Origin of the sequence: Lysobacter sp. yr284 (assembly GCF_900107375.1) — a bacterium.
Taxonomy (GTDB): domain Bacteria; phylum Pseudomonadota; class Gammaproteobacteria; order Xanthomonadales; family Xanthomonadaceae; genus Lysobacter.
This window is the reverse complement of record NZ_FNPT01000001.1, coordinates 290,733-308,189: the sequence shown is the minus strand read 5'-3', so window position 1 is coordinate 308,189 and position 17,457 is coordinate 290,733. Positions and strand designations below refer to the sequence as shown.

The 17,457-nt window shown below is 71.9% G+C and carries 23 protein-coding genes; 7 read left to right on the top strand and 16 right to left on the bottom strand.

Features of this window, described 5'->3' with window-relative positions; translation table 11 throughout:
• The first annotated feature begins 41 nt into the window (after positions 1-41).
• Positions 42-311 carry a hypothetical protein gene (locus BLV01_RS01170; RefSeq protein ID WP_091793324.1) on the top strand — a complete coding sequence of 90 codons (270 nt, stop codon included), beginning with the start codon at positions 42-44 and terminating at the stop codon, positions 309-311.
• 7 nt (positions 312-318) lie between these two features.
• Positions 319-693: a hypothetical protein gene (locus BLV01_RS01165; RefSeq protein WP_091793322.1), complete on the top strand. Its 375-nt coding sequence runs from the start codon at positions 319-321 to the stop codon at positions 691-693.
• Between the two features lie 125 nt (positions 694-818).
• Here the strand turns inward: BLV01_RS01165 and BLV01_RS01160 are convergent, their stop codons facing one another.
• Positions 819-1,253 (bottom strand): hypothetical protein, encoded by a 435-nt coding sequence (locus BLV01_RS01160; RefSeq protein ID WP_091793320.1) that lies wholly within the window; start codon positions 1,251-1,253, stop codon positions 819-821.
• 284 nt (positions 1,254-1,537) lie between these two features.
• Here BLV01_RS01160 and BLV01_RS01155 point away from each other — a divergent pair, with 284 nt between their 5' ends.
• Positions 1,538-1,828 carry a hypothetical protein gene (locus BLV01_RS01155; protein ID WP_139178371.1) on the top strand — a complete coding sequence of 97 codons (291 nt, stop codon included), beginning with the start codon at positions 1,538-1,540 and terminating at the stop codon, positions 1,826-1,828.
• Positions 1,829-1,877: 49 nt separating this feature from the next.
• Here BLV01_RS01155 and BLV01_RS01150 read toward each other — a convergent pair whose 3' ends face one another.
• A complete protein-coding gene (locus tag BLV01_RS01150) occupies positions 1,878-2,429 on the bottom strand; it encodes a hypothetical protein (RefSeq protein WP_091793316.1) in 552 nt (183 codons plus the stop codon).
• A gap of 258 nt (positions 2,430-2,687) precedes the next feature.
• On the opposite strand from BLV01_RS01150, the gene BLV01_RS01145 reads away from it, so the two are divergent.
• From BLV01_RS01145 to BLV01_RS01135, 3 genes are all read left to right on the top strand, one after another.
• Positions 2,688-3,146, top strand: coding sequence for a hypothetical protein (locus BLV01_RS01145; RefSeq protein ID WP_091793314.1), 459 nt, complete (start codon positions 2,688-2,690; stop codon positions 3,144-3,146).
• Positions 3,147-3,270: 124 nt separating this feature from the next.
• Positions 3,271-3,999 carry a CPBP family intramembrane glutamic endopeptidase gene (locus tag BLV01_RS01140; RefSeq protein WP_091793312.1) on the top strand — a complete coding sequence of 243 codons (729 nt, stop codon included), beginning with the start codon at positions 3,271-3,273 and terminating at the stop codon, positions 3,997-3,999.
• A gap of 152 nt (positions 4,000-4,151) precedes the next feature.
• Positions 4,152-4,418 carry a hypothetical protein gene (locus BLV01_RS01135; protein ID WP_091793310.1) on the top strand — a complete coding sequence of 89 codons (267 nt, stop codon included), beginning with the start codon at positions 4,152-4,154 and terminating at the stop codon, positions 4,416-4,418.
• Positions 4,419-4,443: 25 nt separating this feature from the next.
• Here BLV01_RS01135 and BLV01_RS01130 read toward each other — a convergent pair whose 3' ends face one another.
• From BLV01_RS01130 to BLV01_RS01070, 14 genes are all read right to left on the bottom strand, one after another.
• A complete protein-coding gene (locus BLV01_RS01130; RefSeq protein ID WP_091793308.1) occupies positions 4,444-5,004 on the bottom strand; it encodes an AAA family ATPase in 561 nt (186 codons plus the stop codon).
• A 14-nt stretch (positions 5,005-5,018) separates the two neighbouring features.
• Positions 5,019-5,471: a DUF2214 family protein gene (locus BLV01_RS01125; RefSeq protein WP_091793306.1), complete on the bottom strand. Its 453-nt coding sequence runs from the start codon at positions 5,469-5,471 to the stop codon at positions 5,019-5,021.
• A 140-nt stretch (positions 5,472-5,611) separates the two neighbouring features.
• Positions 5,612-6,208 carry a cysteine dioxygenase family protein gene (locus BLV01_RS01120; RefSeq protein ID WP_254782471.1) on the bottom strand — a complete coding sequence of 199 codons (597 nt, stop codon included), beginning with the start codon at positions 6,206-6,208 and terminating at the stop codon, positions 5,612-5,614.
• Positions 6,205-7,365: a homoserine O-acetyltransferase MetX gene (locus tag BLV01_RS01115; protein WP_091793304.1), complete on the bottom strand. Its 1,161-nt coding sequence runs from the start codon at positions 7,363-7,365 to the stop codon at positions 6,205-6,207. Before BLV01_RS01115 ends, BLV01_RS01120 begins: the two co-directional genes overlap by 4 nt.
• A gap of 331 nt (positions 7,366-7,696) precedes the next feature.
• Positions 7,697-8,740: a tetratricopeptide repeat protein gene (locus BLV01_RS01110; RefSeq protein ID WP_254782470.1), complete on the bottom strand. Its 1,044-nt coding sequence runs from the start codon at positions 8,738-8,740 to the stop codon at positions 7,697-7,699.
• Positions 8,740-9,291: a cytochrome c-type biogenesis protein gene (locus BLV01_RS01105; protein ID WP_091793302.1), complete on the bottom strand. Its 552-nt coding sequence runs from the start codon at positions 9,289-9,291 to the stop codon at positions 8,740-8,742. Before BLV01_RS01105 ends, BLV01_RS01110 begins: the two co-directional genes overlap by 1 nt.
• Entirely contained in the window at positions 9,288-9,923 is a 636-nt protein-coding gene (locus tag BLV01_RS01100; protein WP_091793300.1) for a DsbE family thiol:disulfide interchange protein, read from the bottom strand. Before BLV01_RS01100 ends, BLV01_RS01105 begins: the two co-directional genes overlap by 4 nt.
• Positions 9,920-11,938 (bottom strand): heme lyase CcmF/NrfE family subunit, encoded by a 2,019-nt coding sequence (locus BLV01_RS01095; protein ID WP_091793298.1) that lies wholly within the window; start codon positions 11,936-11,938, stop codon positions 9,920-9,922. The genes BLV01_RS01100 and BLV01_RS01095 overlap by 4 nt, the downstream gene beginning before the upstream one ends.
• A 186-nt stretch (positions 11,939-12,124) precedes the next feature.
• Entirely contained in the window at positions 12,125-12,592 is a 468-nt protein-coding gene (gene ccmE / locus BLV01_RS01090; RefSeq protein ID WP_091793296.1) for a cytochrome c maturation protein CcmE, read from the bottom strand.
• Positions 12,589-12,765 carry a heme exporter protein CcmD gene (gene ccmD / locus BLV01_RS25085; protein WP_139178369.1) on the bottom strand — a complete coding sequence of 59 codons (177 nt, stop codon included), beginning with the start codon at positions 12,763-12,765 and terminating at the stop codon, positions 12,589-12,591. The genes ccmE and ccmD overlap by 4 nt, the downstream gene beginning before the upstream one ends.
• Positions 12,762-13,529, bottom strand: a complete 768-nt coding sequence (gene ccmC / locus BLV01_RS01085) for a heme ABC transporter permease CcmC (RefSeq protein ID WP_091793295.1) — start codon at positions 13,527-13,529, stop codon at positions 12,762-12,764. The genes ccmD and ccmC overlap by 4 nt, the downstream gene beginning before the upstream one ends.
• Before the next feature lie 113 nt (positions 13,530-13,642).
• The gene (gene ccmB / locus BLV01_RS01080) at positions 13,643-14,347 is read right to left on the bottom strand and encodes a heme exporter protein CcmB (protein ID WP_091793293.1); all 705 of its coding nucleotides are present in this window, start codon (positions 14,345-14,347) and stop codon (positions 13,643-13,645) included.
• Between the two features lie 166 nt (positions 14,348-14,513).
• Positions 14,514-15,158 (bottom strand): heme ABC exporter ATP-binding protein CcmA, encoded by a 645-nt coding sequence (ccmA, locus tag BLV01_RS01075; RefSeq protein ID WP_254782469.1) that lies wholly within the window; start codon positions 15,156-15,158, stop codon positions 14,514-14,516.
• Between the two features lie 135 nt (positions 15,159-15,293).
• Positions 15,294-15,767, bottom strand: a complete 474-nt coding sequence (locus tag BLV01_RS01070; RefSeq protein ID WP_175485724.1) for a DUF3293 domain-containing protein — start codon at positions 15,765-15,767, stop codon at positions 15,294-15,296.
• A gap of 224 nt (positions 15,768-15,991) precedes the next feature.
• Here BLV01_RS01070 and BLV01_RS01065 point away from each other — a divergent pair, with 224 nt between their 5' ends.
• Positions 15,992-17,140, top strand: a complete 1,149-nt coding sequence (locus BLV01_RS01065) for a pyridoxal phosphate-dependent aminotransferase (RefSeq protein ID WP_091793286.1) — start codon at positions 15,992-15,994, stop codon at positions 17,138-17,140.
• Positions 17,141-17,457: the final 317 nt, after the last annotated feature.

Below are 17,457 nucleotides of genomic sequence, written 5' to 3'. Positions count from 1 at the left end.
GGGCGCGCATACTGGCGCTCAATCGCAAAGAGTGGAGCGCCGTGGAACATCATGTCGAGTGGTTCCAGTTCACTCTCCCGATCGATCAGACGATAGGTCCGGAGGCCTTGCGCGCATTGTGGATGCGCGCCTGCGGATCGACCAACGTTTCTGTCCAGCGCAATAGCCGAACGATCCTGGGACGCAGGACCCCCGTGTACTCGCTGCGCGCGTCCGCGCGTCTTGGCGGGCTTGCGGTCATCGAGGCCCGCTTGCGGGGTTTGATGCAAGAGGCGCGCCTGAACAGCAAGCTCACCGCCGTTGTCCGCTGAGGCGCGCATGCACAAGAGCTTCGATATTGCCATTGGGCGCTGCCAGTCGCTCACCGAGAAAGAAGTCGTCGTCGAGCTGGATACGGCGATGGTCAGCCGCCTGGTGCCGGGTCATCCGTGGCACAGGAGCGGAACCAGCAAGCTCAAGCTGGCGATCGAGCTGTGCAGCGCGCAGCGTCCGCCGCAGCCCGGTTGCGAGACCTTCCTCAACCGCGACGCGATCTTGAAGAATCCTTCCGGCCGCTTCGACCTGCTCGGCGACGGGCAGTTCATCGCCGTGCGCTTGAAGGCGCTGGCGGCCAACACGGAACCCGAGATGCTGGAGCCGGCGCCGAAGTTGAACTGGGCCGAACGCCGGGTGACCAGGTCGCATCGCGGCTGATCGCCCGCGCACGGCGCTGGGGCTTTGCCCGCGGCGCTTGAGCGAGCGATTCGCCGCAGTGCTTCTCGACGCCGAAGAGGCCTCGGGCGTGCGCGGCGTCGGACGTCGCCGACGGAATCGGGCGATCAATCGCGGACGGCGCCGGGCTCGAACGCCTGCTCCGGCAGCGGCTTGCCGCACCACGGGCAGTACCGCGCGAAGCTCCATTGCCCGTCGATGCGCCAGCACGGATCTTCGTTGCGGAACAGCGCGAACGAGAACGTCGGCCGCGCCCGCGGCTCGTTGACCGCTTCGAACATCGCCGCGCAGCAATAGCGGGCGGTGCGCGCGCGCCATGCGGCGCGGGCTGGGTCGCGGGCGTCGCGCCAGGCCTGGCAATGCGCGCAGTCGGCGATGTGGCGGGCGGCGAGCTCGGCGGCGGCTTCGGCTGGGCCGAGTTGGGTTTCGTCGAGTTCGAGCAGGCCGTCCAGGGTCGCGGCGATCAGGTCGGCATCGCCGCCGCTGCGCACGAACTCGTCGATGCAGCGCTGGGCGCTCAGGCAGGCAGGCGGGAGAGGCATGGGGCTGTGCGCTCGCAGGCGGGAACGCCGGCACGGGGCTGGCGACGGCATCATTCTGCCGTGTCCGGACGCGCGCGAGCGGCCGGCGGACCGGGAACGCGGGGCGATGCCGGCCTGCCGCCGCCGCGGCCACGCGGCGCAGCGGCGCGCGCGATCCGCGACGGAGCGCCCGCCGCCTCTGGCCGGTTGCCCGATCGCTTGACGTAGCGGCAATGCGGCCCAGTTCCGCGGCCGCGGCTGGGTTAGGCTGTCGCCGCCAACCTACCTGCCACATGGGGAACGACGTGACCGAACACGCCGCGCTGCAGGAGCTCAAAGAGGGGATGCAGTACATGCAGCAGCAGCTGCAGTTCATGGCCGAGGACCTGGCCCGGATGAAGGGCGAGTGCGCGGCCTACCGCGAATTCTCGATGCAGTTGATCGCGCGCGCGCCGGCCGCGGATTCGTCCAACGCGCTGGGCCTGGTGCGCGATCCGCGCCAGTTGGCCAACGCGCCGGACCTGCTGTTCCGCGAAGGCATGAGCCAGGCGATCGCGCACCTGGCGCATGCGGTGGGGCAGCAGACGCCGATCTAGGCGCCGGCGCCGGCCATCGCCGATCCGGCCGCGAACGGGCCAGGCGCGGTCAGATCCAGATCTGGTCGGTCGGGCACAGGAACACCGCCCGGCGCAGGTCGTCGCGCCAGCCGAACTTGCGCGGTTTGCGGTTGCCTTCCCAGAGCGGGCGCGTCGCCGGGTCCTCGTCGATGCGGATCGCGAAGCCGTCGTCGAGCGACAGGTCCATGGCGCGGCGCCGCACCTCCAGTGAGGCGATGGCGCGGCCCAGCACCCGGGCCGAGAGTTCGTCGCCCAGGTCAGAGCGCCACGGCTGCGGCGCGCCGTTTCGCAGGTAGTGGGCGTCTTCGACCCGGCGCCCCTCGGCGATCATCCAGTCGGCCGCGCTCCACAGCGCGAACACCAGCCACTGCGCGTCCAGGCGCAGGCCGAACATGCCGGCGCCGCCCATGCCGTAGCTGCCCAGGTTCGAGCAGACTTCGTCGATCCGGCGGCCGACGACGTCGGTCGCCTGCACCGGCGCAGGCTTGAACCGGACCAGTTCGGCCGAGGGGCCGAAATAGCCGCGCTGGTCCTCGGGGATCGGCCGTCCGGCCGGGATTTCGAATTTTTTCAGGATCATGCGGGGCGGGCGCGGGCGTCGGCAGGGTGGAAGGGCCGCGCCGGTCGGGGCGAGGCGGGTCGCTGGTTGCGAGCGCGCCGGCGATGTTGCGGCGCGCGGCCAGGTCGACGCAGCATACTCCCGGCTGCGCCTGCCTCCGCGCGGGCGCCGTGCCGGGGGCGACCCCGAAGCGGACCCGCCTGCGTTCCTACATGCGCGCCGCCGCATTGCGAGCGCGCGCAACGCGCTTTGCCGACCCGCCCGGTCACGGAGTCCACGATGAAATACGTTCTCGCTTTCGCGGCCGCCTTGTTCGCCGCCCCGGTCTGGGCCACGTCGGTGGCGCCCAAGCCGCTGGAGGAACTGGTGCGCGAGGCCGACCACGTCGTCGTCGCCACCGTCGCCAGCGTCGGCATGGTCGACGGCCGCGGCCGCGCGCTGACCGACCGCGCGGCGCGCACCGGCCCGGGGCTGGCCAACCGCATGAGTTTGGAACTGAAGATCGAAGCGGTGCTGTTCACCCGCGCCGTCGCGCTGCCGCCGCGCATCCGCGTGCCGCTGTGGCCGATGTGGCACTACCGGCTGGGAACGATGCAGGACGAGGTCGCCGGCTCGCGCGGCATCTTCCTGCTCAAGGGCGCGCCGCCGAAAGGCGAGGGTTACCAGCCGGTGTACCCGGCCGGCTTCCAGCGTCCGCTGGAGGAGCGCGAACAGATCGAGCGATGGCTGCCGCGCTGAGGCCTCGCGGCGCAGGCCGCCATTGGGCACCCTGACTTTCTTCGGTTGACCGTCGTCGCGATTTCTTCCGACCATCCGGCGATCGCGCCGCGGCCGGCGTGCCACGCCTCAGGAGCGCCGTCGGATGGATGCGGTGGTTTTCTCGCTCAGCTTCGCCGCCGCCGCGTTCGTGGTGTTCGCGTTGTGCAAGCCCTTCGATCGCCGGCTGACGTTCGCCGCCGGCGCGCTGTTCGCGCTCTACCTCGGGCTCGACGACCTGGTCACCGGCCTGGCGTCGAGCGTGCCGGCGCTGGCCGTGGTCGGCGGCGGCTGGAACTGGTCGGGCAAGCTCTACAGCCTGGCGCTGGCGGCACTGGTCGCGCTGGCGTTGGGGATCAAGCCGGCCGCGCTCGGCCTGACGCTGCGCCAGCGGCACCTGGGCACGTGCCTGGCGACGCTGGCGTTCTTCGTGCTGTGGGGGCTGGGCTTGGGGCTGTTGTTCAAGCCGGGCGTGGCGGATGCGGAAACGCTGGCGTTCCAGGTCAGCATGCCCGGCCTGGCCGAGGAGCTGGCCTACCGCGGCATCGCGCCGGCCTTGTTGCTGGGCTGGATCGGCGGCCGCGAACCGGCGGCGCAGGAGCGCACGCCGTGGGCGGCGATCGTCGCCACCGCGGTGGCGTTCGGGCTCTGGCACGGGCTCGGCTATTCGCGCGGCGCGTATTCGTTCGACCCGATGTCGGCGCTGTTCCCCTTCGTCGGCAGCCTGGCCGGCGGCTGGCTGCGCTTTCGCAGCGGCAGCCTGCTGTTCCCGCTGCTGATCCACTCGGCGGCGAACCTGGCCTTCCACCTCAGCGGTTACCTCGGCGGCGGTTGAGGCGGCGCCGGATTGAACCGCAGCTGCCCGGCCTGCGGCGAACGTGCGGTCGTTTTCACAATGTCGATTCCTGCGCAGGCGCCGCGGCGATTAATGGGTACGATCCGCACGCAAGTCGCCGCATCCCCCCAACGCCCCCACGAGGAGCCGTTATGCGCCAGATCTTCGCGTTCTTGTTTTTCGCTGCGCTGTCGACCGCGGCGTTCGCCCAGGCGGTCGCGTTCGGCAACAAGCTGGTCAGCGTCGGCGACCCGGTCGGGCGGGTGTTCGAAGTCGCCGGCCAGCCCAGCCGCACCGTGCCGATCGAGAACAAGTTCGGCGCGCACGAAGGCGAGCGCCTGGAGTACTTCCTCGGCAACAAGACCGTGCTGATCACGCTGCGCGACGGCAAGGTGACCCAGGTCCAGGAAGTGTTCTGATCCGGTCGGCGCGTGCCGGCCGCGCTCACGCCGGCAGGCGGTGCGCGCCGGCCGACAGGGCACGCAAGATCGACGCCAGGATCTCGTCCGCGCCCGCCTCGCCGGTCGGCAGGGCGTGCGGCTGCCAGCGGCCCAGGTCGGACAACTGCCGGTGCAGCGCGGCGATCGTCCGCGCATCGCTCAAGCCATGGCCGCGCGCGCCGCAGCGCTCGATCGCGGCCTGCAGCGGCGGCTGCAGCACCAGGTAGTGCACCGGCGCTGCGAGGCGGCGGAACGGCGCCAGGAACCACGGCCCGATCACGCCGTCGACCACCACGAACAGGCCGCCGCCGGCGTAGCCCTGCGCGGCGGCGGCGAGCGCGTCGATCACCGTCGCGTTCTGCGCGTGCGCCTCGGGCCGGTAGGGCGCGATCGCGCCGTGTCCGAGCGCATGCCAGAAATCGTCGCCGTGCAGGTGCGCCTTGGCCGAGCCCGGCAGCGCCGCCAGCGCGCGCGCCAGCGTGGTCTTGCCGGCGCCGGGCGGGCCGGACAGCAGCAGGATGTGTCCGCCGAATTCGAGCGACGGCGCGCCGGGGGCGGGCGGCATCGCGGCGCGGCGGCTCAGAAGCCGCCGTAGCGCGCCATCGCCGCGGCGCAGACCAGGATCGCGGCGACGGCGACCAGTTCCAGCCGGATCAGCAGGCGCAGCGCGCCGACCTGGCGCGGATCCGGCAGGAAACCCGGATCGGCCTTGAGCGCGCGCCGCCAGCGCAGGAAACGCACGGTCGGCAGGATCGACAGCAGCGCGACCAGCACGAACAGGCCGAGCTTGGCGTGGAACCACGGGTTGTGTTGGTAGAACGCGTGGCCCTTGATCCCGTAAGCCACGCGCAGCGCGCCGGCGATCAGCAGCAACACCGCGCTCATGCCGTAGCCGGCGTCGAGGCCGGCGAGGCGGCGCAGCGCGGCGGCGTCGATGGGGCCGCGCAACAGCACCGATTCGGCCACCAGCATCGCGATCAGCGCGAACACCAGCAGGTGGTGGACGATGGCGAGGAGCAGGTCGGTGAGCATGGGCTGGCCTGTGCGGCGGGCGGCGATCGGCGGCTATCGTAAACGCTGCGTCGCGCGTAGCGGCAACCCGGGTACGGGCGTCGAAGCGAGGGGCCGCGCACCGCGGCGCGCGCCGGTTGCGGGCCGGCGGCGCGGGCGGATCAGGCCGCTTGGTCGGTTTCCAGCGCCTTGTCCACGCGCCGGAACCACTCGCCCTCGCGCGGGACGAACATTGAGCAGCATTCCATCGGCGCCTTGTAGATGTGCAGCGACACCGCCACCGCGTCCTGGCTGGCGTTGCGGATGGTGTGGTACTCGTGCGGCGGGATCAGGCTGCCGGCGCTGCCGGGGCCGGCGTGCATGCCGCCGGCGGCGCGGAAGCGGAAGTTCTCGCCGTTGCGTTCGAGCAGTTCGAACTGGGTGATCTCCAGCTCGCCGTCCCACACGCCTTCCACGCACCACAGGCCGCTGTGGTCGTGCATCGGCGTGCCCTGACCGGGGCCCCAGGTCATCGCCACCACGCTGTAGCCCAGTTCGGGGCTGCGGTACAACTCGCGCCGGGCGTAGTGGTCTTGGATGGGGTCGAACACGCAATCGGGCAGGTTCACGTCGCGGTCGCGGATCATCTTGCACAGGGTGTTGCGCAAGGCTGCGGTGACCGCGTGCTCGTCGCCGGCGGCGACCGCGGCGTCGATGGCGGCGACCAGCTTGTCGTGGCCGGGGAAGTCCAGGTCGGGCAGGGCGTCGGTGGCGTTCATGCCACCGATTCTACGCCCGTGGGCAGCTCGGCGAGAAATCCGGCCACGGCCGGGCCGAAGCGGCCGATGTCGACCAGGAACGCGTCGTGGCCCTGCGGCGATTCCAGCGGCAGGAAGCGCGCGTCGGCGCCGCCGGCGCGCAGGCCGTCGGCGATCTCGCGCTGCTGCTGCAACGGGAACAGGATGTCGGTATGCACGCCGATGGCCAGGGCCTTTTCGATCCGGATCGAGGCCAGGCCGCGCAGCACCTGTTCATCATTGTCGAGGCCGTCGCCGTCGTCGCAGTAGTCGCCGATGTCGAACCAGTCCATCGAGCGGCTGAGATACAGATAGCAGTTCGGATCGAAGCGCCGCACGAAGCGGCGGGCGTGGCCTTCCAGGTAGCTTTCGACTTCGAACTCCAGGCCGAAGGGTTCTTCGTCGAGGCGGTCGGAATCCAGGCGCACGCGGCCGAAGCGGCCGTCCCATTCCAGCGCCGAGCGGTAGGTGATCACGCCGAGCTTGCGCGCCATGCGCATGCCCGATTCGGGGTAGTCGGTTTCGTCGTAGCCGCCCTGGTTCCACTTCGGGTCGAGCCGGATCGCCTCGCGCTGCAGCGAGCGGATCGCGATCGAGAACGGCAGCGCGCGCGCCGCGCCGGAGATGTTGATGTGGGCGCGGGCCAGGCCGGGGTGGCGGATCAACAGCGCCAGCGCGGTCATCCCGCCCATCGAGTTGCCGATCACGCAGGCCAGCCGCTCGATGCCGAGCGCGCGCACCACGTGCGCGGCGGCGTCGGCGCCGTCTTCGACCGACAGTTCGGGGAACTCCAGGCGGTACGGCTCGCCGCGCGCGGCGTCGAGCGAGGCCGGGCCGGTCGAGCCCTTGCAACTGCCCAGCGAATTCACGCAGATCACGAACCAGCGGTCGCTGTCGATCGGCTTGCCGGGGCCGAGCATGGCCTCCCACCAGCCCGGCTCGGGATTGCCGGGGTTGGCGGCGGCGTGCGCGTCGGGCGATAGGCCGGTGACGATCAGGAGGGCGTTGTCGCGCTGCGGGTTGAGCGCGCCCCAGGTCTCGTAGGCGATGCGCGCGCCGGTCAGGGCGCCGCCGCGCTTCATCGGGAACGGCGAGGGCAGGTCGATGTGGCGGGTGCCGGGCGGAATGAATTCGGTCATGCCTTGCTCGTGTGGCCGGCGCGGGCCGGCGTTCGTGCGAACGGGGTGGACGCGCCTGGGCGTGTTCGGGCCGCGCGTCGCGGGCGCGGCGGTCGCGTTGCAGCCTAAACCATCGCCACGATGCGCGGGTGCGACGGCAACGGCGATTGCGTTATTGCGATATGGCACCGGACAGCGCCGAGCTTGCTCTTGTGGGAGGGACTTCAGTCCCGACGCTCTTGTTGCAGGTAGGGGCGATCCGAGCGGAACGCGTCGGGGCTGAAGTCGCTCCCGCAAGAGCAGGCGTTGGGAGCGAGCATCGACGCCGTCCGGCAACGACGGCTTCAGCGGATCATTCGACCACGCGGTCGATCGTCACCACCACCGTGTCTGCGCCGCCGGTGGCCACCGTCTGCGGCGCCGAGGCGAGGTCGCCCTTTTGCGGGATCGCGTTGCCGGAGGCCGAGACCCGCGCCAGCACCTGCACCTTGGGCAGTTGCGAGAGCTTCATCGTCGGCATCGGGCTGTCGCCGTCGTCCAGGGTGACCTCCAGGGGGAAGCTCCCGGCCGGGTGTTTCTCCACCGCCACCGGCATCGGCGGGCCGCCGTCCTGGCGCGCGAGCACGAACACGCTGGCGCCGGCCGGCAACTTGGCCTTGAGCGCGGGCGCGAGTTCGACCCGTACCTTCAGGCCGGGACCGGCGGCGGAGGCATCGGTGGCGGCAGGCGCCGGCGGCGACAGCGGTTCCAGCCCGGCGTCCTTGCGCGCACCGTTGATCTGTTCGAGCAAACCCGCCGCGGTGCCGGGCTGGACCACGGCCAGCAGCGGCTCCCAAGTCTTGGCCGCGTCGGCCGGGCGCTCGCCCTGGCGCTGGGCGATGCCGAGGAACCAGCGCGCGCGCTGGTGCATCGGCTGTTGTTCCAGGGCGTGCTCGAGCATCCGCATCGCTTCCTCGTCGAAGCGGCGTTCGCGCGTGGCCAGCGCGCGCGCTTCGGCGGCTTCGGCGAGCAGGTCGGGGTTGTCCGGCGCGAGCTTCAGCGCGCGCGCGTAGGCGTCGCGCGCCTGCACCGCCATGCCCTGCGCGGTGTAGGCGCTGGCCAGCAGGCGCCAGCCTTCGATCTGGTTCGGATCGCGCTGGAGTTCGGCTTCCAGTTGGGTCACCGCCTCGGCCAGGGTCTGCGGCGCGCGGCGTTGCTCGGGCTTGAGCGCGCGCGGCGTGCCCAGGCCCAGATACAGCGCCGCCGTCGCCAGCGCCAGCGAGGCGGCCAGGCCGATGCCCAGGCGCGGCCGCGCGCGCCACAGCGGATGCAGGGCGTAGCCCAGCACCAACAGCACCAGTACCGCGCCCGCCGCGGCGAACGCGAGGGTGGAACCCGAGCCCATCGTCACCGCCATCACCACTCCTGTTCGTCTTCGCCGCTGCGCGATGCGCGCCCGAGGTCGGTGGCCGTGCCGTCGTTCGCGCCGGTACCGTCGGCGCGCGCGCGGATCACCCGCGCCACCAGGTAGCCGCCGGCCAACAGCACCAGCGCCGGGCCGAACCACAGCAGCCAGGTGGTGGATTCAACACGAGGACGGTAGAGCACGAACTCGCCATAGCGCGCGACCAGGAAATCCTTGATCTGGGTATCGCTTTTGCCCTGGCGCATCAGCTCCAGCACTTCGCGGCGCAGGTCGTGGGCGATCTGGGCGTTGGAATCGGCCAGCGACTGGTTCTGGCACATCACGCAGCGCAGTTCGGCGACCAGGTCGTGGAAGCGGCGTTCCTCGGCCGGGTCGCGGTAGCGCAGCGGTTCGGGATCGCTGGCCGGCTGCGCCGACAGCGGCGCCGACAGGATCGCGCACGCGCTCGCCGCCAGCAGCGCGGCGCAGGCCGCGGTGCGCAGCGCGGCGGCGATGCGGCGGGCGCCGCCGGGCGCGGCGGCGCGCGGGCCGGCGCCGCTCATCGCGCGCCTGCGCCTGCGAGCGAGGCGCCCGCGGCGGGCGCGCCGGCCTTGGCGCCGATCCGGTCGAGCTCGGGAATCAACTGGTCGCGGATCACCGCGTCGGTCAGCGGGCCGACGAACTTCCAGCGCACGATGCCCTGGGCGTCGACCAGAAAGGTTTCCGGCGCGCCGTAGATGCCCCAGTCGATCGCCGCCTTGCCTTCGTAGTCGACGGCGACGACGAAGTACGGATTGCCGTACTGCTCCAGCCAGCGCAGGGCGTCGGCGTGTTCGTCCTTCCAGTTGAAGCCGACCACGCGCACGCGCTTGGTCTCGGCGAAGCGGGTCAGCACCGGGTGCTCGTCGCGGCAGGCCGGGCACCAGCTGCCCCAGACGTTGAGCAGGTACGGCGCGCCGCGCAGGTCCTGGGTCGAGATCAGGTGCCCGGCTTCGTGCAGCACCGGCAGCGAGAACTGCGGCGCCGGCTTGCCGATCAGCGGCGAGGGCAGCTTCTCGCGGTCGGGATTGCGGCTGAGCCAGACGCCGGCGGCGAGCAGCACCGCGAGCGCGGCGAACACCGCCAGCGGCAGCCAGCGGGTGGCGCCGCGCCTGGCGCCGGGCGCGGACCCGGAGCGCGAATCGGGGGTGTTCATGCCTGTGGCTCTCCTGCGATGGTGCGTACGGCGGGCAGCGGCTCGGCGGCGGCGCGCGGCGGCGGCGCGGCGCCGGCGCGCGCGTCGGCCTTAACCCGGAAGCGCCGGTCGGCCGCGGCGATGAAGCCGCCGAGCATCATCAGCAGCGCCCCGGCCCAGACCCAGCGCACGAACGGCTTGATGTGCACGCGCACCGCCCAGGCGCCGTCGCCGAGCGGCTCGCCGAGGGCGACGTAAAGATCGCGGGTCGCCCCGCGCGAAATCGCCGCTTCGGTCATGACCTGGCCGCCGCTGACGTAGGCGCGCTTTTCCGGATGCAGCACGGTCAGCTGTTTGTCGCCGTCGAACACGGTGACGGTGCCGTAGTCGGCTTCGTAGTTCGGCCCGACGCTGTGCTGGACGCTGTCGAAGCGGAACGAATAACGGCCCAGGTCCAGGCTCTTGCCCGGCGCCAGCGCGACTTCGCGCTGCACGCTCAGGCCTTCGACCAGCAGCGCGCCGACCAGGAACACGGCGACGCCGAAGTGGGCCAGGGTCATGCCGAGCATCTCGGCGGTGAAGCGCTTGGCGCCCGGCCGCGCGCCGTCGCCGCGCAGGCGCGTCCACACGAAGCGCGCGGTGCCGCCCGCGACCCACAGCGCGCCGCCGACGCCGGCGGCGACCTTGAGCGGGCCCTGCGGCGCCAGGAAGAACGCGGCGATCGCCGCGCCGGCCGCCACGCCGGCCCACGGCACCAGCATCGCCAGCGGCCGCGAGGCCTGCTCGCGCTGCCAGCGGAACAGCGGGCCGAACGGCAGCAGCAGCACCAGCGGCGTCATCAGCAGCACGAACATCAGCGCGAAGTACGGCGGCCCGACCGAGATCTTGCCCAGGTTCAGCGAATCGGCGAGCAGCGGGTACAGCGTGCCCAGCAGCACCATCGCGCAGGCGGTGGTCAGCAGCAGGTTGTTGGCCAGCAGCAGGGTTTCGCGCGAGGACAGTTCGAACGGCTTGCCCGGGTCGTCCTGCGCCGACGGCGCGCGCAGCGCGTACAGCAGCAGCGAGCCGCCGATCACGATGCCGAGGAAGATCAGCACGAACAGGCCGCGCGAAGGATCGGCGGCGAAGGCGTGCACGCTGGTCAGCACGCCGGAGCGGACCAGGAAGGTGCCCAGCAGCGACAGCGAGAACGCGGCGATCGCCAGCAGCAGGGTCCAGCCGCGGAAGCTGCCGCGCTTCTCGGTCGCCGCCTGCGAGTGCAGCAGCGCCGCGCCGGCCAGCCACGGCATGAAGCTGGCGTTCTCGACCGGGTCCCAGAACCACCAGCCGCCCCAGCCCAGTTCGTAGTACGCCCACCACGAGCCCAAGGCGATGCCGAGCGTCAGGAAGGCCCAGGCGACGTTGGTCCACGGCCGGGTCCAGCGCAGCCAGCGCGCGTCGATCTTGCCGTCCAGCAGCGCGGCGATGGCGAAGGCGAACGGCACGCTGAAGCCGACGTAGCCGATGTACAGCATCGGCGGGTGGATGATCAGGCCCGGGTCCTGCAGCAGCGGATTGAGGTCGCGGCCCTGTTCCACCGCCGGCAGCAGGCGCGCGAACGGATTGCTGGTGAAGATCAAAAACGCCAGGAAGCCGACGCTGACGATGCCCATCACCGCCAGCACGCGCGCGATCACCGGCGCCGGCAGCGCCTGCGAGAAGCGCGCCACCGCGCCGGTCCACAGCGCCAGCACCAGCGCCCACAGCAGCAGCGAGCCTTCGTGTGCGCCCCACACGGCCGAATAGCGGTAGGCCATCGGCAGCAGGGTGTTGCTGTTCTCGGCGACGTAGCGCAGCGAGAAGTCCTGGGTGACGAAGGCCTCGGTGAGGATCGCGAAGGCGAACGCGACCAGCACCAGTTGCGAGTACGCGGCCGGCCGCGCCAGCGCCATCCACGCATCGATGCCGCGCTGCGCGCCGATCAGCGGCAGGCTCGCCTGCAGCGCCGAGATCAGCAGGGCGAGGATGAGGGCGATCTGGCCGAGTTCAGGCAGCATGGGACGGCGCCTTGGTGGGATGCGGAGGGTGGCCGGCGAACGCGCGCCGCCGGCACGGCGCGCAGCCGCGGTGCGCATGGCGGGCGCGAAGCCGCGCCGCGGTGCGGGCCATCGGATTCGCGCCGTCGCCGCCGCGGAGGCGGGGCGTGCGGCAGGGGCGGCGGTGCGTCGCTGCGTGCGTCGCGATCAACGCGCCGGCTCCGTGCCGCCCGGCGCCGCCACATCGTGTTTCTTGTGCGCCTGGCCCATCTTGTCGGCGACTTCCTTGGGCATGTAGCTCTCGTCGTGCTTGGCCAGGATCTCCTCGGCCACGAAGGTGTCGCCCTGCATCCGGCCGGTGGCGACCACCGCCTGCTTCTCGCGGAACAGGTCCGGCAGGATCCCGGTGTACTTGACCGGCATCAGCGCGTCGCCGTCGGTGACCTGGAAATGGGCGTCGAGCGAGCCGGGCGCGCGCTGGAACGAACCGCCGGCGACCATGCCGCCGAGGCGGAAGCGGGCGTGCCCGCCGGCCTCGCCGCGCAGCACTTCGCTGGGGGTGTACAGGTAGGCGATGTTGCGCTGCAGGGCGGTGGCGACCAGGGCGGTGGCCACGCCGGCGGCGGCGACCAGGCCCAGCACCCACAACAGACGGCGGCGGCGGGTCGGATTCATCGGCTCAACTCGGAGGAGGCCTCGCGAGGGGCGGGGCGGGCGGCCGCGCGCGCGGCGCGCTGGCGGGCCAGGCGCAGTTCGCGGCGGATCTGCAGCGCGCTGGAGACGTAGTCCCAGCCCAGCACGACAACGAACACAGCGTAGGCGCCGATCAGGTAGGGCACGTGGGTCATGCGCGTTCTCCCGCGGACGGCGCGCCTTGCGCGAGTTCGCTCACCCAGGCCTTGCCCGATTCGCGGCGAAGGTTGTCGGCGCGCGCGCGGGAGAGCAGCGCGCCGACGAACCACAGCTTGGTGCCGACCAGCATCCAGATCAGCGGCGGCAGCATGCTCGGGTCCATGTGCGACGGGCCGAACATGTTGATGGTCGAGCCCTGGTGCAGCGAGTTCCACCACACCACCGAGTAGCGGATCACCGGCAGCAGGGCCACGCCGACGATGGCCAGCAGGCCGGCGGCGCGCGCCGCGGCGCGGCGGTCGTCGATGGCGTGGTACAGCCCGATCACGCCCAGGTACAGGAACAGCAGGATCAGCTCGGTGGTCAGGCGCGGGTCCCATTCCCACCACGTGCCCCACATCGGCTTGCCCCAGATCGAGCCGGTGGCCAGGGTGATCAGGGTGAAGCCGGCGCCGATCGGCGCGCAGGCCATGGCCAGGATCTCGCACAGCTTGATCCGCCAGACCAGGGCGATGGCCGCATAGACCGCCATCAGCGCGAACACCGCCAGGCTCATCCAGGCGCTGGGCACGTGGATGTAGAAGATGCGGAAGCCGTCGAGCTGCTCGCGGTGCGGCGGCGCCACGAACAGCGCGGCATAGATGCCCCAGGCCATGACCAGCAGGCCCAATCCGTAGCCCCAGCGCGCCCAGCGCGCGGCGAAGCGGTCGAAGGTGGGCGGCGAGCCGAGTTTGTGGAACCACAGGACGAGCGGATTCATGCGGCGGTTCGTTCGCGATCTGGCGTCTGGGTCGCGGGGGCGGCCTGGACGGTTGGAGCGCGCTGGGCGGCGCGCCGGCTAAGGACGAGAGTTCCGACTATGCCGCCGCGCCGTCAGTTCAACGCGATGCGGATTGCCGCAGCGGCCGCCAGCGGCGCCAACAGCAGGGCCACCGCCAGCATCGCGGCCAGCAGCAGCAAGCCGCCGACCGGGTCCAGTCCCTGGGACGCCCGCGCGACGCTGCCGGCGCCGAACACCAGCACCGGCACGTACAGCGGCAAGGCCAGCAAGGCCACGAGGATACCAGAGCGCCGCATCCCGACCGTCAGCGCGGCGACCACCGCGCCGAGCAGGCTCAGCACCGGCGTGCCCAGCGCCAGCGAGGCCAGCAGCACCGGCAATTGTTCGCGCGGCAGGTACAGCAGTTCGCCCAGCACCGGCGCGGCCAGCAGCAGCGGCAGCGAGGTGGTGGCCCAGTGCACCAGGGTGCGCACCGCGACCAGCCAGCCCAGTGGCACCGGCGCCAGCATCCATTGCTCCAGCGAGCCGTCCTCGGCATCGCCGCGGAACAGGCTGTCCAGCGCCAGCAGCCCGGCCAGCAGGCAGGCCAGCCACAGCACCCCGGCGGCGACCTTGGCCAGCGCCGCGCGCTCGCCGCCCAGCGCCAGTGCGAACAGCATCACAGTCAACAGGGCGAACAGCGCCGGCTGCAGCGCGTCGCCGCGGCGGCGCCAGAGCAGGCGCAGGTCGCGCGCGACCAGGGCGCGGGCCGCGCCGAGCAGGCCGGGGGCGACGGCGGTGTCGGCGGCGCCGCTCATGCGGCCGTCTCCGCGGCGGGCCGGCGGGCGCGGGCGGGCGCGGCGGCCTCGTCGGCGCGGGTCGCGGCCGACGGGCCTGCGCCCGGGCAGCGGGTTGCCGCGCGCGCGCGCAGGCGGGCGGCGGCGCGGGCGTTGCGCGCCCCGGTCCACGGGCGGGCGCGGGCGGTCACGCGGCTTTCTCCATGACCAGCAAGCGGGTCCGCACCGGCGGCGCGGCATAGGCGCCGTGGGTGGTCACCAGCGCCGCGCCGCCTTCGCGCAGGTGCGCCTGGACCATGCGGTTGACCAATTCGATGCCTTCCAGGTCGAGGTTGGCGTAGGGCTCGTCGAGCAGCCACAGCGGCGCCGGCGACATCCACAGCCGCGCCAGCGACAGGCGTTTCTTCTGCCCGGCCGAGAGCTGGCGGGCGAGCGCGTCCTCGTACCCGGCCAGGCCGACGGTCGCCAGGGCGCCGGCGGCGTCCTGGCTCGGCCGGCGGCCGTGCAGGCCGCACAGGAAATCGAGGTTCTCCAGCGCGCTGAGGTCGGCCTTGAGCCCGGGCAGGTGGCCCAGGTAGGCGATCGCGCGGGCGCGCCGGGCCGGGTCGGCCGGCTGCCCTTGCAGTTCCACTTCGCCGTGGTCGGCGCGCAGCAGCCCGGCCAGCACTCTTAATAAGGTGGTCTTGCCGGCGCCGTTGTCGCCCTGCACCAACAGGGCCTCGCCGGCCTCGACCGCGAACGCCAGCGGCCCGAACACGGGCTCGTCGTTGCGGGCGAAGCGCAGGCCGCGGGCTTGCAGTAGCGGTGGGGCGGCGGAGGGCAGGGCGGTCACCGGGCGGTTCGGGGCGGAGGCGGAGGCCCGACGGCCGGTCGGCCGCGGATCCGGGAGTTTATGCGAGTCGCCCCGTTCAGTGAGCATGGGCGCGCGCCCCCGCCCGGGGCGCTGCGCCGCGATCGGCCGCTGCGATCAGCCGTCCGCCCAGTCGGTGTGCTCGCTGGCCACGGCATCCTGCGGCCGCGCGATCAGCATCCGCAGCCGCACCGGCTCGCCGCGGCGCCAGACCAGCACGCCGGCCTGGCCGAACTCGCGGGCCAGGGCGTCGGCGGCTCCGTCGTCGAGGTCGGCCAGCAGCCAGCCCGGCTCGCGCCATTGGCCGGCGCTGTCCTGGGCCCAGGCCGCATGGCGCTGCACCCCGGCGGCCTGGATCCGCGCGACCAGGCGCTCGTCGGCGGCCTGGTTGGCGCTGTCGGAATGCGGCTGCGAGGCCGGGTTCCACGCGCTCACGAACAGATAGCGCGCGGCCGGCCAGTACGCTTCCAGGTCGTCCGCGGGCCGGCCCACGCGCAAGGGCAGGGCGTCGCCGTCCAGCGCCACCGCGTATTCGGCGGCGGCATAGGCGAGCGCCAGTTCGGCGGCGTTGACGACCTGCAGTTCGCGCATGCCGGCAGTGTCGCGGGGCGCCGCGCGGCGCGCAAATCCAACCGACGGGCGGAGGCCGCCGCGGTCCGCGCCGGCGCGGCCCTGCGGCCTGGGCGGCAGACCTGTCCAGTCGTGCGCGGCGATAGCCATATGCCGGCGCGTCATCGCCTTCGCCTCACCCTGTCTCACCGAGCGCAACGCGGTTTCCGTACACTCGGCGCTTTCCACGCCATCCCGCCGCGCCCATGACGCTCGCCACCAAGCTGCCGAAAGTCGGCACCACCATCTTCACCGTGATGTCGCAGCTCGCGCTCGAGCACCAGGCGGTCAACCTCGGCCAGGGCTTCCCCGACTTCGACGTGCCCCAGCGCCTGGTCGACGCGCTGGCCCGGGCCATGGCCGAAGGCAAGAACCAGTACGCGCCGATGACCGGCGTGCCGGCGCTGCGCCAGGCCATCGCCGACAAGACCGAAGCCTGCTACGGCTACCGTCCCGACGCCGACGCCGAAATCACCGTGGTCTCCGGCGCCAGCGAGGCGATCTTCGACGCGGTCCAGGCGGTGGTGCGGCCGGGCGAGGAAGTGGTGGTGCTCGACCCGTGCTACGACAGCTACGAGCCGGCGATCGACCTGGCCGGCGGCCGCGCCGTGCACGTGCCGCTGGATCCGGCCACCTTCGCCGTCGACTGGGACCGCGTGCGCGCGGCGATCGGCCCCAACACCCGCCTGCTGATGGTCAACTCGCCGCACAACCCGTCCGGCGCCATGTTCGACGCCGACGACATCGCCCGGCTCAGCGAAATCGTCGAGTCCACCGGGGTGTGGCTGCTGTCGGACGAGGTCTACGAGCACATCGTCTTCGACGGCCGCCGCCACGAATCGGTGCTGCGCTACCCGCAGCTGCGCGAGCGCGCCTTCGTGGTGTCGAGCTTCGGCAAGACCTACCACTGCACCGGCTGGAAGATCGGCTACTGCATCGCGCCGCCGGCGCTGTCGGCCGAATTGCGCAAGGTCCACCAGTACAACAGCTTCTGCAGCTTCGCCCCGGCCCAGTGGGCGTTCGCCGAGATGATCCAGGCCGAGCCGGAGCACTACCGCCAGCTCGGCGCGTTCTACCAGGACAAGCGCGATGGTTTCCGCGAGCAACTGTCGACCACCAAGCTCAAGCCGCTGCCGGTGCCGGGCGGCTACTTCCAGCTGGTGGACTACTCGGCGGTCAGCGACCTCGACGATGCCGCGTTCTGCCGCTGGCTGACCGTCGAGAAGGGCGTCGCGGCGATCCCGCTGTCGCCGTTCTACGAGTCGCCGCCGGCCGGGCAGCGTCTGGCCCGGCTGTGCTTCGCCAAGAACCAGGCCACTCTGGATGCGGCAATCAAGCGCCTTGTCTCACTTTAATTGCATTCTTGAGATGGATATCTCACCCGCTCTTGTCGTAAGCTTCAGGTTCGGTCTACTCTTTGAGGACGAGCGCCGTTAAGGGTGTTCGGAAGAGTGCCGTTCGTTTCTATCGGGGAGTTCATGGACAGAACGATCTACGTGAGCTGCGCGTCCGGCGCGGTCATGCAGTCGCTGCCTTGCGATAAGGGGGCGCGACTTGCGCGCCCTTGTTTGCAGGGTGTGTCCTATGTCTCAGTTTGGTCGGCCTTGGCCTGGCCGCCGCAATTGCGTTAACCGCAACGAGGGTGCCACGCGCGTATGGCCGAATGGCCAGC

Coding starts and splice junctions, on each gene's coding strand:
- BLV01_RS01165 (WP_091793322.1), top strand. CDS start 319: ATGCACAAGAGCTTCGATATTGCCATTGGGCGCTGCCAGTCGCTCACC.
- BLV01_RS01160 (WP_091793320.1), bottom strand. CDS start 1,253: ATGCCTCTCCCGCCTGCCTGCCTGAGCGCCCAGCGCTGCATCGACGAG.
- BLV01_RS01150 (WP_091793316.1), bottom strand. CDS start 2,429: ATGATCCTGAAAAAATTCGAAATCCCGGCCGGACGGCCGATCCCCGAG.
- BLV01_RS01145 (WP_091793314.1), top strand. CDS start 2,688: ATGAAATACGTTCTCGCTTTCGCGGCCGCCTTGTTCGCCGCCCCGGTC.
- BLV01_RS01140 (WP_091793312.1), top strand. CDS start 3,271: ATGGATGCGGTGGTTTTCTCGCTCAGCTTCGCCGCCGCCGCGTTCGTG.
- BLV01_RS01135 (WP_091793310.1), top strand. CDS start 4,152: ATGCGCCAGATCTTCGCGTTCTTGTTTTTCGCTGCGCTGTCGACCGCG.
- BLV01_RS01130 (WP_091793308.1), bottom strand. CDS start 5,004: ATGCCGCCCGCCCCCGGCGCGCCGTCGCTCGAATTCGGCGGACACATC.
- BLV01_RS01125 (WP_091793306.1), bottom strand. CDS start 5,471: ATGCTCACCGACCTGCTCCTCGCCATCGTCCACCACCTGCTGGTGTTC.
- BLV01_RS01120 (WP_254782471.1), bottom strand. CDS start 6,208: ATGAACGCCACCGACGCCCTGCCCGACCTGGACTTCCCCGGCCACGAC.
- BLV01_RS01115 (WP_091793304.1), bottom strand. CDS start 7,365: ATGACCGAATTCATTCCGCCCGGCACCCGCCACATCGACCTGCCCTCG.
- BLV01_RS01110 (WP_254782470.1), bottom strand. CDS start 8,740: ATGGCGGTGACGATGGGCTCGGGTTCCACCCTCGCGTTCGCCGCGGCG.
- BLV01_RS01105 (WP_091793302.1), bottom strand. CDS start 9,291: ATGAGCGGCGCCGGCCCGCGCGCCGCCGCGCCCGGCGGCGCCCGCCGC.
- BLV01_RS01100 (WP_091793300.1), bottom strand. CDS start 9,923: ATGAACACCCCCGATTCGCGCTCCGGGTCCGCGCCCGGCGCCAGGCGC.
- BLV01_RS01095 (WP_091793298.1), bottom strand. CDS start 11,938: ATGCTGCCTGAACTCGGCCAGATCGCCCTCATCCTCGCCCTGCTGATC.
- ccmE (WP_091793296.1), bottom strand. CDS start 12,592: ATGAATCCGACCCGCCGCCGCCGTCTGTTGTGGGTGCTGGGCCTGGTC.
- ccmD (WP_139178369.1), bottom strand. CDS start 12,765: ATGACCCACGTGCCCTACCTGATCGGCGCCTACGCTGTGTTCGTTGTC.
- ccmC (WP_091793295.1), bottom strand. CDS start 13,529: ATGAATCCGCTCGTCCTGTGGTTCCACAAACTCGGCTCGCCGCCCACC.
- ccmB (WP_091793293.1), bottom strand. CDS start 14,347: ATGAGCGGCGCCGCCGACACCGCCGTCGCCCCCGGCCTGCTCGGCGCG.
- BLV01_RS01070 (WP_175485724.1), bottom strand. CDS start 15,767: ATGCGCGAACTGCAGGTCGTCAACGCCGCCGAACTGGCGCTCGCCTAT.
- BLV01_RS01065 (WP_091793286.1), top strand. CDS start 15,992: ATGACGCTCGCCACCAAGCTGCCGAAAGTCGGCACCACCATCTTCACC.